Origin of the sequence: Chromobacterium indicum (genome assembly GCF_039708975.1) — a bacterium.
Taxonomy (GTDB): domain Bacteria; phylum Pseudomonadota; class Gammaproteobacteria; order Burkholderiales; family Chromobacteriaceae; genus Chromobacterium; species Chromobacterium piscinae.
This window is the reverse complement of record NZ_JAYFSJ010000018.1, coordinates 25,043-37,360: the sequence shown is the minus strand read 5'-3', so window position 1 is coordinate 37,360 and position 12,318 is coordinate 25,043. Positions and strand designations below refer to the sequence as shown.

Annotated in this window: 14 protein-coding genes; 6 read left to right on the top strand and 8 right to left on the bottom strand. The window is 65.9% G+C overall.

Translation table 11 applies throughout. The features are described 5' to 3' along the window. Window positions 1-3: 3 nt before the first annotated feature. The gene (locus VA599_RS20575; RefSeq protein ID WP_346790374.1) at window positions 4-708 is read right to left on the bottom strand and encodes a glutathione S-transferase N-terminal domain-containing protein; all 705 of its coding nucleotides are present in this window, start codon (window positions 706-708) and stop codon (window positions 4-6) included. Window positions 709-835: 127 nt separating this feature from the next. Between VA599_RS20575 and VA599_RS20570 the strand changes: the two genes are divergently transcribed. Further along, window positions 836-1,186, top strand: coding sequence for a hypothetical protein (locus tag VA599_RS20570; protein WP_346790372.1), 351 nt, complete (start codon window positions 836-838; stop codon window positions 1,184-1,186). 99 nt (window positions 1,187-1,285) lie between these two features. Continuing rightward, window positions 1,286-2,134 (top strand): 3-deoxy-8-phosphooctulonate synthase, encoded by an 849-nt coding sequence (gene kdsA / locus VA599_RS20565; protein WP_429838929.1) that lies wholly within the window; start codon window positions 1,286-1,288, stop codon window positions 2,132-2,134. Window positions 2,135-2,182: 48 nt separating this feature from the next. On the opposite strand, the gene VA599_RS20560 is transcribed toward kdsA, so the two are convergent. Together VA599_RS20560 and VA599_RS20555 are read right to left on the bottom strand one after the other, a co-directional pair. Continuing rightward, window positions 2,183-4,477 carry a heavy metal translocating P-type ATPase gene (locus VA599_RS20560; protein WP_346790371.1) on the bottom strand — a complete coding sequence of 765 codons (2,295 nt, stop codon included), beginning with the start codon at window positions 4,475-4,477 and terminating at the stop codon, window positions 2,183-2,185. A gap of 209 nt (window positions 4,478-4,686) precedes the next feature. Next, entirely contained in the window at window positions 4,687-5,457 is a 771-nt protein-coding gene (locus VA599_RS20555) for a class I SAM-dependent methyltransferase (protein WP_346790370.1), read from the bottom strand. Window positions 5,458-5,670: 213 nt separating this feature from the next. Between VA599_RS20555 and VA599_RS20550 the strand changes: the two genes are divergently transcribed. Further along, window positions 5,671-6,018, top strand: a complete 348-nt coding sequence (locus tag VA599_RS20550; RefSeq protein WP_021476015.1) for a hypothetical protein — start codon at window positions 5,671-5,673, stop codon at window positions 6,016-6,018. A 43-nt stretch (window positions 6,019-6,061) separates the two neighbouring features. Here the strand turns inward: VA599_RS20550 and VA599_RS20545 are convergent, their stop codons facing one another. The 4 genes from VA599_RS20545 to VA599_RS20530 form a co-directional block, all read right to left on the bottom strand. Beyond that, a complete protein-coding gene (locus VA599_RS20545; RefSeq protein WP_346790368.1) occupies window positions 6,062-6,685 on the bottom strand; it encodes a 3'-5' exonuclease in 624 nt (207 codons plus the stop codon). Beyond that, window positions 6,682-6,885, bottom strand: a complete 204-nt coding sequence (locus VA599_RS20540; RefSeq protein WP_021476013.1) for a hypothetical protein — start codon at window positions 6,883-6,885, stop codon at window positions 6,682-6,684. Before VA599_RS20540 ends, VA599_RS20545 begins: the two co-directional genes overlap by 4 nt. A gap of 74 nt (window positions 6,886-6,959) precedes the next feature. Then, window positions 6,960-7,367 carry an alternative ribosome rescue aminoacyl-tRNA hydrolase ArfB gene (arfB, locus tag VA599_RS20535; RefSeq protein WP_021476012.1) on the bottom strand — a complete coding sequence of 136 codons (408 nt, stop codon included), beginning with the start codon at window positions 7,365-7,367 and terminating at the stop codon, window positions 6,960-6,962. 149 nt (window positions 7,368-7,516) lie between these two features. After that, window positions 7,517-9,046 carry a thioredoxin family protein gene (locus VA599_RS20530; RefSeq protein ID WP_346790364.1) on the bottom strand — a complete coding sequence of 510 codons (1,530 nt, stop codon included), beginning with the start codon at window positions 9,044-9,046 and terminating at the stop codon, window positions 7,517-7,519. Window positions 9,047-9,205: 159 nt separating this feature from the next. On the opposite strand from VA599_RS20530, the gene VA599_RS20525 reads away from it, so the two are divergent. Then, the gene (locus VA599_RS20525; protein WP_346790362.1) at window positions 9,206-10,108 is read left to right on the top strand and encodes a helix-turn-helix domain-containing protein; all 903 of its coding nucleotides are present in this window, start codon (window positions 9,206-9,208) and stop codon (window positions 10,106-10,108) included. Window positions 10,109-10,151: 43 nt separating this feature from the next. Then, a complete protein-coding gene (locus tag VA599_RS20520; protein ID WP_346790361.1) occupies window positions 10,152-10,667 on the top strand; it encodes a NuoB/complex I 20 kDa subunit family protein in 516 nt (171 codons plus the stop codon). Between the two features lies 1 nt (window position 10,668). Here the strand turns inward: VA599_RS20520 and VA599_RS20515 are convergent, their stop codons facing one another. Next, window positions 10,669-11,085, bottom strand: coding sequence for an OsmC family protein (locus VA599_RS20515; protein WP_346790359.1), 417 nt, complete (start codon window positions 11,083-11,085; stop codon window positions 10,669-10,671). Window positions 11,086-11,200: 115 nt separating this feature from the next. Between VA599_RS20515 and tsaD the strand changes: the two genes are divergently transcribed. Then, a complete protein-coding gene (gene tsaD, locus VA599_RS20510) occupies window positions 11,201-12,226 on the top strand; it encodes a tRNA (adenosine(37)-N6)-threonylcarbamoyltransferase complex transferase subunit TsaD (protein WP_346790357.1) in 1,026 nt (341 codons plus the stop codon). Window positions 12,227-12,318: the final 92 nt, after the last annotated feature.

Below are 12,318 nucleotides of genomic sequence, written 5' to 3'. Positions count from 1 at the left end.
ATCTCAATCCCGCGCCGGGATAGCCAGGCCGCGCGCCACAGCCGGCCGCTCAGCGAAGGTCTGCGCCGCGCGCTGGACGTTGGGGAAGTCGTCGAAGCCCACCAGCTCGCCTGCGCCGTAAAAACCCACCAGATTGCGCACCCACGGCCAGATGGCGATGTCGGCGATGGTGTAATCGTCGCCCATGATCCAGGCTCGGCCGTCCATCCTGCCCTCCAGCACCTGCAACAGGCGGCGGGACTCGGCGACGTAGCGGTCGCGCGGGCGCTTGTCCTCGTAATCCTTGCCGGCGAACTTGTGGAAGAAGCCGAGCTGGCCGAACATCGGCCCGACGCCGCCCATCTGGAACATCAGCCACTGGATGGCCTCGTAGCGCGCGGCGGGATGCTTGGGCAGCAGCTGGCCGGTCTTATCGGCGAGATAGATCAAAATGGCGCCGGATTCAAACAAGGCCAGCGGCTCGCCCCCCGGGCCATCCGGGTCCAGGATCGCCGGGATTTTGTTGTTCGGGTTCAGCGACAGGAATTCCGGCGACAACTGCTCGTTGCGCTCGAAGCTGACCAGGTGCGCCTCGTACGGCAGGCCGGTTTCCTCCAGCATGATGGAAACCTTGACGCCGTTGGGCGTGGGCAGCGAATACAGCTGCAGGCGGTCGGGATGCTTGGCCGGCCATTTGCCGGCGATCGGGAAGGCGGACAGGTCTGCCATGGCGTTATCCTTGGTAAAACGGCGAAGCGCCCACTATACCCGCCCGGCATTGCGCCGTCTCTCGCAGTGACAACCGGCCCATGCTACGATCCCGCCTCGATAATCCGCCCCCGCCGGGAACCACGCCATGCGCAGCCTCCTCGCCACCCTCGTCCTGGCATCGGCCAGCCTGCCAGCCCTCGCCGCCTGCCCCGCCAACGCGCCGGGCGAGCCGCTGCACTGGGCCATCGCCATCTGCCAGCAGCGCTACGAAACGGACGAGATCGAAAGCCCCAAGATGCAGTCCTGCATCTTCTCGACGGCGAAAACATACAAGATCGACCCAGCCAAGCCCGCCGCCAATGCTTGCGCGATCAACCTGCAGCTGAAAAAGAAATGGTGCGCGGAGTTGAAAAAGAACGGCGCGGCCGACTCTGCGGACGCCTGCGTCCGCTCCAGCGACGCGGTCCCCGACGCGGTGGCGCAAGGCGGCGCCTGAGCGCCAGGATGGCCCGCGCCGCGCCGCGGGTATATCATGTCGCTTTGCCCAATCGGCCGCCGCTTGCCTGCGGCCGCGCACGAACACAGGAAGAATCCCTTGATCAACGTCACCCTTTCCCCATCCGTCACCGTAGGCAACGAAACGCCGTTCACGCTGTTCGGCGGCGTCAATGTGCTGGAATCCCGCGACCTGGCGCTGCGCGCCGCCGAGGAATACGTCCGCGTCACCCAGAAGCTGGGCATTCCCTACGTGTTCAAGGGCAGCTTCGACAAGGCCAACCGCTCGTCCATCCACTCCTACCGCGGCCCGGGCCTGGAAGAAGGCATGAAGATCCTCCAGGCGGTGAAAGACACTTTCGGCGTGCCGGTGATCACCGACGTGCATGAGCCGTGGCAGGCCGCCCCGGTGGCCGAAGTAGCCGATGTAGTGCAGTTGCCGGCCTTCCTCGCCCGCCAGACCGATCTGGTGGAAGCGCTGGCCAAGACCGGCCGCGCCGTCAACATCAAGAAGCCGCAGTTCATGAGCCCGGCGCAGATCCAGAACGTGGTGGAGAAGTTCGTCGAAGCCGGCAACGAGCAACTGATCCTGTGCGACCGCGGCACCTGCCTCGGCTACGACAACCTGGTGGTGGACATGCTGGGCTTCGGCGTGATGAAGAAAGTCAGCGGCAACCGCCCGGTGATCTTCGACGTCACCCACTCGCTGCAGCAGCGCGAGTCCGGCGCCGCCGCGTCCGGCGGCCGCCGCGCCCAGGTGGCGGAGCTGGCACGCGCCGGCATGGCTGTCGGCATTGCAGGCCTGTTCCTGGAGGCCCACCCGAACCCGGCCGAAGCCAAGTGCGACGGCCCCAGCGCGCTGCCGCTGGCGCAACTGGAGCCCTTCCTGGCCCAGCTCAAGGCCATCGACGACCTAGTCAAGTCCTTCGCGCCTCTGCAGATCGACTAAGCCCGGCCGCCGCCGCGCGCCTCGCTGCGGCGGACCTGGCCGTCCTACTCAAGCGCTCAGGCTGTTGAACAGCTCGTCTTCCTGGGCGAAATGTAGCCTGAGCACCGCTTCCAGGCCGTAAAGCGCCTGCTGGATGTCCTGGATCCCCAGCTCCGACGGCGAGTCCCTATGCTGAGCGAACAAGCGCGCCAGCCTGTGAATGCCGCGGAAGATTTCCTGGTGGCTGCGGCTCAGCGCCGCTAAGGGATCGTCGCCGCCCAATAGCGGTGAGACTTCGGGGTACAACGCGCGCTCATCGGCCTGCTCATGCGGCAATAGCTCAAGCTGCAGCCAGGCGTCTAGCTCATCCATCGCGACGCATCTTGACTCGGCTGCCATCGATGGCAGCGATCTGGCCAAGTCCGACAGCTTGGCCAGCAAGGGTTGGAGCAGCCTGTGCTCCGCGCGCAAGGCGCTCAGCTTCGCCTCCGGCAAAGTCTTGCCCTGCCCCCGCAAAGGGCGGACGCCTAGCGCGCGCAAGGCGTTGGCGATGGCCGCAACATCGATTAGCTCCTGCAACAAGGCCCCCTCCAGCGGCGGCAGATAGCCGGCCGCCGCCAACAGCATAGCCAGCAGCGACAGGCCCATGCCTAAAGCCGCGCTTTGCGCGGCCAACCGCAGCGTGGCAGCCGCCACCATTTTGGCCTCGGCCAATTTATCCAGCCGGTCGGCCAGCAGCACGATGTCGGCGCTTTCCGCCGCTGCGGCCGAGCCGCGCGCCCCCATCGCCACGCCGACCCCGGCAGCCGCCAAGGCCGGCGCATCGTTGACGCCATCCCCCACCATCACGCTACGCTGCCGCTCGCGGGACGCCTGGACGACTCGCTCCAACTTGTCCGCCGGCGACAACTCAGCATGCACTTCATCCACGCCTATGCCGCCGCCTATGGACTCAGCCACCTCGCGCCGGTCTCCTGTCAGCATGACCATGCGACGCACGCCGGCTCGGCGCAGCAGCCTCAAGGCGCGCGGCGTTTCCAGCCGCAGCTGGTCGGATAGCTCCAGCACGCCCTCCAGCCGTCCATCCACGGCGACGAAGACCGCGGAAGCGCCCTCCGTGGCCATCCGTTTCTCCTCCTCGAGCAGCCACGGCTCCGCCGCCGCGTGGAGCAAGACATATTGCGCGGTGCCAATCGCCACGCGCCGCCCCTCCACCACGCCGCAGATGCCGGCGCCTGGTTTTTCCTCAACCTGTTCCGGCAAAGGCAGCGGGCCGCTGCCACGCTCATGCGCCGCGCTCAAGATGGCTGTGGCCAACACATGGCAGGACATCTGATCCAGCGCGGCGGCTAGGCGCAGCAAGGCTCCCGCTTCGAGCGCGCCATAGACGCGAATGTCGGACAACACCGCCTGGCCGCCAGTCAAGGTGCCGGTCTTGTCGAAAAACAGCACATCGGCCGCAGCCAGCGCTTCCAGCGCATGGCCTCCCTTGACCAGCACGCCGCGCCCGGCGCAATTGGAAATGCCAGACATCAAGGCGACTGGCACCGCCAGCAACAATGGACAGGGCGTGGCCACCACCAGAACCGCCAAGGCTCGGGCCGGATCGCCGCTCGCCCACCAGGCCAACGCCGCGAGCGCCAAGGCTACGGGAATGAATCCCAAAGCGTAACGGTCGGCCAGCCGCGATGCCGGAGCCTTGCTGGAAGCAGCCTGCCCCACCAGCTTGACGATGCCGTTAAAAGTGCTGTCCTCGGCTCGGCGGGCCGCGATCATGCGCAGGCTGTCGCCGGCATTGATGGCGCCGCTGCGCAACCACCCGCCAGCCTGCAACCGGACCGGCAAGGACTCGCCAGTCAGCGGCGATTCATCCAGCGCCGCCTCCTCGCCTACCAGCGGGCCGTCGACCGGCACCATCTCCCCTTGCATGACCAGCAGCACGTCCCCAGAACAAATTTCCTCTATCGCGACCGTGCTCAGCGCCTCGCCGTCCAAGCGGTGGGCCAGGCGCGGCGCGCGCTGCAGCAAGGCCGCCATTTCACGCGCGGCCTTGCCGGCGGCGAAAGTGTCCAGCAGACGCCCGGTCGCGGCCATCGCCGCGACGACGGCCGCTGTCGCTTGCTCGTGCAGCGCAATGGCGACCGCGATAGAGAGCACGGCCAACACATCCACTCCGATCTGCCGCCGTTTCAAGGCCCCCGTGGCGTCAAACAACAGCACGCCCAGCATGGGCAGCGCGGACGACAGCAACAGCGGAGATACATCTCCCCCGCCGCCCCATGCCTGGCGAATCAGCGCAAGCAGCAAAGCCACGGCGGGCATGGCCAACAAAGCCACATTCCACGGCAGATTCCGACTAGACATCGCAACGCCCTCATGCCAGACCGGCCCCTGTTCGGAATGTACACCACGGCGACTGCTCGCGAGCGTTCCGCAATCAGCGCGGCGCGCAAAGCCGGCATCTGCGCACGCGCCTCGGCCTCTCTTCCCGGCCGCGCGAACAAGCCCCAGACTCCTCAGCCGGCCCTACCCCGGCACAAGCATTACCAGCCCAGAGCCGGGGTGGCCGAAGATTAGCGCCTAAGGCAGCGGTATGCTTCCGTCCGATAGGGAAAGGCGACCTCGTCCCGGCCGCGCAGATCAGGATGCGTGGAGATCAAACGGCGCAGCGCTTCGGCGAAGCGCCGTTTTTCATCGTCCGGCAGCGCCGCGATGAAGCTGACCGACAGGAAGCGATCGACGATCACCCGCTCCGGCGGGCCAACATGGCTGTGCGGCAGCATGGTCAAGGCCGGCGCGGCGAAATAGCCGGTTGTTTCAAACGGCAGGCGCCACGCGCCGGAGTGGAAGCGCGGCGTGTCGCCCTCGTACGGCGCCAGCAGCTCGCTGATTCGCGCCACCCAATCGCAGGACTCGTCGCGCACATTCCATATCAGCCCCAGGCTGCCGCCGGGCTTCAGCACCCGGTGGATTTCCCGCAGCGCCTCTTCATTGGCGAACCAATGGAACGCCTGCGCGCACGCCACAACGTCCATCGACGCGTCAGGCAGCGGAATCTCCTCCGCACTGCCCTTCAACGCCCGCAGCCCCGGCAAGCGCGCTTGCAACTGCGCCCGCATCTCATCCACCGGCTCCACCGCCGCCGCCTCGCCGGCCACCGTCGCCAGCAGGTGGGTGAACTTGCCGGTGCCCGCGCCTAGGTCCAGCGCGGCCGAATCCGGCCTCAAACCCAATTCGCGCCGCAGCCAGTCGCCCAGCTCCGGCGCGTATTCGGGCCGGCCTCGCTCGTAGGCCTGCGCCTCCCGGGCGAATCCCGTCTTGGCCTGTCCATGCAATGTATCCATATTCCTCCGCCGCCTTACAGCGCTCCGCGAAATTATTTCAACAAGAACAGTATTGATACGTATTTTTAAGCCGGCCCTCACTACCTAATATGGACCAGGGCGGCCCCATACCCTGCCGACGACACTCGCCTGGCTCGTCCCCACATCGTCCATCCGGCGATCCGAAGATTCATCCCGGCCGCCCATCATCTTCCCAAAACTCCTGGAGGGCATATGACCACTGCCACCGAAACCCAGGCCGCCATCGCGGAAGCGACAGCAACCAAAAGCTACGCCTGGACGCTGACCGCGTTCCAACAACACGGCAACCTCTGGCTCAGATGGAGCAGCACCGCGCCGTTCCGCGCCCAGCAAGGCCAGATCCACGTTTACGAGGGAACCAGTTTCCCGTCCAACCCGCAGGACAAGACCAAGAAATGGACTTGGGACGACGCCCCGAACACGCCATGGGACACCGGCCTGCCCTGGGGCTCCAACTGGTATTGCGCCTACATCGCGGAACGCCCGCCCAACGGCCCTTACGCCTATGTGGTGCAGGTCATCACGCCGCAGGAAAAGTAAGCCGGCCACAAACGACAAGCGGAAGCCCTGGGCTTCCGCTTTTTCACGCCGTCATCGCGGCCTGCAACTCTCTCAGATAGGGTTTGACCTTGGCGGCCGTCACTTTCTGCAGCTTGCACAGCAAGGCGTGGTCGATATCCGGCAGGTGAAATTCCTGCCGCAGCGTGTCGCTCAGCAGCGCCATCAAGTGGGCCGCCATTTCGGCGTCAGCCATCGCGCGGTGGGCGCGGCCGGTGTCCGGCAGGCTGGCCCAGCGCGCCAGCGTGCCCAGCTTGTGGTCCGGTGCCTGCGGCAGCAGGCGGCGCGACAGCATCAAGGTGCAGGCGAAGTCCTGGCGGCGTACCAGACCCAGCAAACCCAGCTCGTAGTCCCAGAACTTGCGGTCGAAACTGGCGTTGTGCGCGGCCAGCGGCGCATCGCCGACAAAACGGGCCGCGTCGAGCATCACCTGATCCGCCGGCGGCGCGCTTTTCAGCATCGCGTTGCTGATGCCGGTCAGCCGCTCTATCATCGGCGGCACCCAGACACCCGCGTTCATCAGGCTCTGGAAACGGTCCACCACGCGGCCGTCTTCCACCATCGCCACGCCGATCTCGGTGGCGCGGCAGTCGCCGCCCGGCGACGCGCCGTTGGTTTCGAAGTCGATGACGGCGACGCGCTGCCTCATGCCAGAGCGGCCTTTGCCGCCTCTTCCGGCGTCAGACCGTCGAAGAACTGGTCGGTATACCATTCGGCCTGCTCTTCGATGTGTTCCTGAGCCTCGGCCTCAGTCGCGCCTGCGGCGACCAGATGGGTTTCCACTTCAGCGCACCAGGCCAGCAGCGCCAGCGTTTCCTCGTCCAGTTTTTCCTGCGGCTTCTTCGACATCGGGATTTCCTTGCGATTCAATACATTATCGAGCCGGGCATTGTACCCGGCTTTGGCCTGCGCGCAAGCGCGGTTTAGTCATCCACCCGGCCACGCAAGGACTTGATCGCCGCCCGCTGCGACTTGCCGGCCAGCCTGCGCTGCTTCGAGCCATAAGTCGGCTTGGTGGCGCGGCGCGATTTCGGCGTATGCCCGGCGGCATCGATCAGCGCCTGGAGCCGCTCGATCGCATCGGCGCGGTTTTGCTCCTGGGTGCGGTATTGCTGCGCCTTGATCACCAACACCCCATCCTTGCTGAGGCGTTGATCGTTCAAGCCCAACAGCCTTTCACGCAGCCATTCTGGCAACGACGAGGCGGCGATGTCGAAACGCAGGTGGACGGCGGACGAGACCTTGTTGACGTTCTGGCCGCCGGCGCCTTGGGCGCGCATCGCGGTGAACGTCACCTCGTCCTCTTTGACCAGATACAGGGATGGCGGCATGGCGGAAACAATCATTGCTAAACACGCATTATAAACCGCGCGGCCCCGATGGCTCGCGCGGTTATCGCTCAACCCTCCGCCTACCGGCAAAAGACAAAACCCGCCGCGCCGGGCAGGGCGGCGGGCGGGTCTCGACCAAGCCTAACCTGTCATGACTTCAGATTTTTCACCAGCCCGTCGCATACCGGCTTCTGCGCGTCGTCGGCCGGCAGTTTCCCACACACACCGTCCAGCTGGCCCGCCAGACGGCCGACAGCCTCCGCGTGCTTGCCATCCTGATTCCAGGCTTTGAGCTTCCCGGCCACCTTCTCCAGCGAGCGGCGGCTGCGTTCATAGAAAGCGCTGCCCGATTTGCCGGCATCGGCGAACACTTCGCTGGCGGCGGTTTCGATCCGGCCCGCGTCCTGCGGCTCCAGCTCCACCGCGTTGCTGACATAGCTGGCGCCCCATTGCAGCCGGGTGGCCTGCCCTTCCGACGCCTGATAGGCCTTCTGGTACCAATCCAGCGCCGCCGCCTTGTCGCCGCGCTCCTTGGCGTTGGAAGCCAGAATCAGCATGTGGTAGTACGGCGCATGCGAGGTTTTCAGCTCGCCCTTCAGCAGCTTGTCCGACTCATCCAACAGGCCGGCGTCCGCCAGCAACTCGCCGGCGGCGGTGATCACTGCCTGGCGCTGATAAGGGTTAGGACTGGCTTTGTCCGCTTCCGCCGCCCTGGCCTTCACGTCGGCCACCCGCTCGGCCGGCAGCGGCTGCTTGGGATGTTGCTGCTTGTACAAGGCCAGCAAGGTCGATGCCGCGCCCAGACGATCGCCCCAGTACAGCGTGTCGTCCGCTTCCAGCTTTTTCAACTGCGCGTCGAAGGCCTCGCGCAGCGTCGCGTCGTCGCCCAGCAGCTTCAGCGCGTCGCCGGCGGAATAGATGACGATGTCGGCGTTGGCTCGGCTCAGCCTGGCGTCGCCCAGAACCTTCAGCAGGCGGCCGCGCGCCAGGTTTCGGTCGAAGGCCGGAGGCTCTTTTTCTCCGGCCAACGCTGCCAATGCCTTCAACTGCAGCCGGGTCGCGACCGCGGCTGGTTCGGCCGGCACCCGCTCAGCCAGCTTCTCCAGCGTGGCGGGAACGTCTTTCTCCGGCAGCAACTGGCCGCGGTCCACATCCCAGGCGTAATCGGCCAGCAGCTGCCAGTCGGCCGCCGCCAGCTTGTTGCCGGCCAAAGCGTCGGACAGCAGCGTCTTCACCGGTTTCACCGTTGTCAGGCCCAGTTGCAGCGTGCGCAGGTAGCGCTCCGGATCCACCTCGCCCGGCAGACGGGTGATCTCCGCGCCGTCCGGGCGGAACAGGATCATGGTCGGGTAGCCGCGCACCTTGAATTTCTCGCCCAGCTGCTGCGCGTTCTCGCTGTCGCCGTCCAGGTACACCGGCACGAACTGGCGGGTGGCGGCGATGAAGTCCGGGCGGTTGAAGATGGTGGACTTCACCTGGTTGCACGGCGGGCACCACACCGCGCCCCAATACAAGAACACCGGCTTGTTCTCCGCCTGCGCGCGCGCGAACGCCGCCGGCACGTCGCCCTGCTGCCAGCTGATGCCAGGCGGCAAGGCATGGCCGTCGCTGACATCGGCATGCGCGATCGGCATCAAACCGGCCAGCGCCAGCGCCATCACCAACAAGGTTCGCTTCATGTCTCTGCCTCTTTCTGTCTTTGTATGCGTGGCACCATGCTACACCCAATATTCACAAAGCATAAAGACGGACTGGCGATTTGCTTAGCAGCGGCGCGGCAAAAGACCCCGCGCGATACCAATGGCATTGCCGACCTTACTCGCCTATCATCGATGCCCATGAGCCGCCTGATCCTGCCGCCGCCGCCATCGCTGAGCGGCATCGTCCGCTACTTCCACATCGAGCATGCCGACGGCGGCGTGCTCCGGATGCCCGCCATGCCCTTTCCCTACCTCGGCGTTTTGCTGAGCGGCGACAGCTGCGCGGAGCGCGGCGGCGAACGCATGGCGTCCCCGCGCAGCTTCGCCGTCGGCGCGCTGTCGCGCCCGGTCAGCCTGCGCATTTCCGCCGGAGCCGTTTTCGCCAGCGCGCCGCTGCGGCTCGGCCAGCTGCAAACGCTGTTCGGCATTGCCAGCCATGAATTGACCGACCAGATCTGGCCGCTGGACGCGCTCATCGGCCGCGCGGAGGAAGAGGCGCTGTTCGATAGCCTGCGTCCCGGTGACGGGGCCGGGCAATGGGTGGAGGCGCTGTCCGCCTGGATCACGCGCAGGCTGGCGCGACGGGAGGCGCCGGGAGGATTCGACCACTGGCGGCTGCCCGCCGCCTCCTTGTTTCTCGACTCTCGGACGCTGGCGGAGCAATCCAGCCTGAGCACGCGCCAATTCGAGCGCCGCTTCCTCGCCCGCTACGGCCAGCCATTGCGCGACATGCGCCGCATGGCGCGCTTCATGCGGGCGATGGGCGGGATGATCCTGGGCCAGGCCGGCTCTCTGGCCGATCTGGCGCTGGAATGCGGCTACTTCGACCAGGCCCATTTGAGCCGCGACTTCAAACTGCTGTCAGGCTTCTCCCCGCGCGAATTCGCGCAGGGCCTCCATGGCCCAAGCAACCGGGAACTGGACCTGCTGCGCTACGACGCGCGCGAAAAACGGCTGGTGATGGACAGCGTGGACGCCGATCTGCGGGAAATGCGGGCCGACGAAGCGGCGGATGTCGCCTCGGTACAAGACGCCTGCTGAGGGAGAGGCGCAGCATGGGGGCCTTGCGTAACGGAGACCCCGGATGGACCATCCCTCGCTGGAAAAAGACGGTTTTCTGCTCACCACCCTGGACGGCCTCTTCGGCCGCGCCCAAAGCGGCAGCCTGTGGTATCTGTCGTTTGGCCTGGCCTGCTGCGCGGTGGAGATGATGCACGCGGCGGCGGCGCGGTACGACATGGACCGCTTCGGCTGGATACCGCGCGCCACGCCGCGCCAGGCCGACCTGATGATCGTGGCCGGCACGCTGACCAACAAGATGGCGCCGGCGATGCGCAAGGTCTACGACCAGATGTCGGAGCCGCGCTACGTGCTGTCGATGGGCTCCTGCGCCAACGGCGGCGGCTACTACCATTACAGCTACGCGGTGGTGCGCGGCTGCGACCGCATCGTGCCGGTGGACGTCTACGTGCCCGGCTGCCCGCCCACCGCCGAGGCGCTGCTGTACGGCCTGATGCAGCTGCAGGCCAAGATACGCCGCGACGACACCGCCAGCCGGCGCGAGCTGCTGGACCGCTCGCCAAACCGGCAGCCTAACTGAATCAGTCTTCGCGCAGCTCGAAATCGTGGGTGATGTCGGCGGTCTTGGCCAGCATGATGGACGCGGAGCAATATTTTTCCGCCGACAGCTTGATCGCCCGCTCCACCGCGTCCGGCTTCAAGTCGCGCCCAAGCACAACGAAGTGGAAATGAATGCGTGTGAACACCTTGGGATCGACGTCGGCGCGGTCGGCCTGGATTTCCACCCAACAGTCGCTCACGTCCTGGCGGGATTTTTTCAGAATGGTGATCACGTCGTAGCTGGTGCAGCCGGCGGTGCCCAGCAGCACCAGCTCCATCGGCCGCGGTCCCAGGTTGCGGCCGCCGCCCTCCGGCGCGCCGTCCATCACCACCGCGTGGCCGCTGCCGGTCTCGCCAATGAAACACACGCCGTCAACCCATTTCAGTCTCGCCTGCATCGTTCCGCCCCTCTTTTTGATCGAAAATGATCATCAGACTAACATTGTCGATTGGGCCGACAAAGATTCACCGGTAGAATAGAAAGATTGTCCCGTTATATTCCGAGCTGCACCCATGCTGGTACTTGGCATTGAATCCTCCTGCGACGAAACCGGCGTCGCATTGTACGACACCGAACACGGCCTGCTGGCCCATCAGCTGCACACTCAAATGGCGATGCACGCCGAGTACGGCGGCGTGGTGCCCGAGCTGGCCAGCCGCGACCACATCCGCCGCGCCATCCCGCTGACCGAAGCCTGCCTGGCCGAGGCCGGCAAGACGCTGGCCGATCTGGACGCCGTCGCCTACACCCAAGGCCCCGGCCTGGGCGGCGCGCTGATGGTGGGCGCCAGCATGGCCAACGCGCTGGCCTTCGGCCTGAACATCCCGGTGATCCCGGTACACCACCTAGAAGGGCATCTGCTGTCGCCTCTGCTGGCCGACCCCAAGCCAGAGTTTCCTTTCCTGGCGCTGCTGGTTTCCGGTGGCCACACCCAGCTGATGGCGGTGCGCGGCGTAGGCAACTATGAAATCCTCGGCGAAACAGTAGACGACGCCGCCGGCGAGGCCTTCGACAAGACCGCCAAGCTGCTGGGCCTGCCCTATCCCGGCGGTCCGCTGCTGTCCAAGCTCGCGGAATCCGGCAGTCCGGACCGCTTCACGCTGCCGCGACCCATGCTGCACTCCGGCAACCTGGACATGAGCTTCTCCGGCCTGAAGACCGCGGTGCTGACCCTGGTGCGCCAGCAGGAATCCGAACAGGGCGAGCTGGACGAGCGGACGCGGATGGACATCTGCCGCGCTTTCCAGGAAGCCATCGTCGAAGTGTTGGTGAGAAAGTCGCTCGCCGCGATGAAACAGGCCGGCATGAAGCGGCTGGTGGTGGCTGGCGGCGTCGGCGCCAACAAGCAGCTGCGCGCCGCGCTGGACGAGGCCGCCGCCCGCAAGCGTTTCGAGGTGTTCTACCCGCCTTTGGCGCTGTGCACCGACAACGGCGCGATGATCGCCTTCGCCGGCGCGATGCGCGTCAAATTCGCCGAGCCGGCAGGCGGCTTCACCATCAAGCCGCGCTGGGACTTGTCCAGCCTGCCGGCGGTATAACCTTTTATTAGCCACGAAAACTACGAAAAAACACGAACAGACTCCTAAAGCCGCGCGCCTCCCCGCGCTTAAACAGTTTTCGCGTCTTTTCG

Coding starts and splice junctions, on each gene's coding strand:
- VA599_RS20575 (WP_346790374.1), bottom strand. CDS start 708: ATGGCAGACCTGTCCGCCTTCCCGATCGCCGGCAAATGGCCGGCCAAG.
- VA599_RS20570 (WP_346790372.1), top strand. CDS start 836: ATGCGCAGCCTCCTCGCCACCCTCGTCCTGGCATCGGCCAGCCTGCCA.
- VA599_RS20560 (WP_346790371.1), bottom strand. CDS start 4,477: ATGTCTAGTCGGAATCTGCCGTGGAATGTGGCTTTGTTGGCCATGCCC.
- VA599_RS20555 (WP_346790370.1), bottom strand. CDS start 5,457: ATGGATACATTGCATGGACAGGCCAAGACGGGATTCGCCCGGGAGGCG.
- VA599_RS20550 (WP_021476015.1), top strand. CDS start 5,671: ATGACCACTGCCACCGAAACCCAGGCCGCCATCGCGGAAGCGACAGCA.
- VA599_RS20545 (WP_346790368.1), bottom strand. CDS start 6,685: ATGAGGCAGCGCGTCGCCGTCATCGACTTCGAAACCAACGGCGCGTCG.
- VA599_RS20540 (WP_021476013.1), bottom strand. CDS start 6,885: ATGTCGAAGAAGCCGCAGGAAAAACTGGACGAGGAAACGCTGGCGCTG.
- arfB (WP_021476012.1), bottom strand. CDS start 7,367: ATGCCGCCATCCCTGTATCTGGTCAAAGAGGACGAGGTGACGTTCACC.
- VA599_RS20530 (WP_346790364.1), bottom strand. CDS start 9,046: ATGAAGCGAACCTTGTTGGTGATGGCGCTGGCGCTGGCCGGTTTGATG.
- VA599_RS20525 (WP_346790362.1), top strand. CDS start 9,206: ATGAGCCGCCTGATCCTGCCGCCGCCGCCATCGCTGAGCGGCATCGTC.
- VA599_RS20520 (WP_346790361.1), top strand. CDS start 10,152: ATGGACCATCCCTCGCTGGAAAAAGACGGTTTTCTGCTCACCACCCTG.
- VA599_RS20515 (WP_346790359.1), bottom strand. CDS start 11,085: ATGCAGGCGAGACTGAAATGGGTTGACGGCGTGTGTTTCATTGGCGAG.
- tsaD (WP_346790357.1), top strand. CDS start 11,201: ATGCTGGTACTTGGCATTGAATCCTCCTGCGACGAAACCGGCGTCGCA.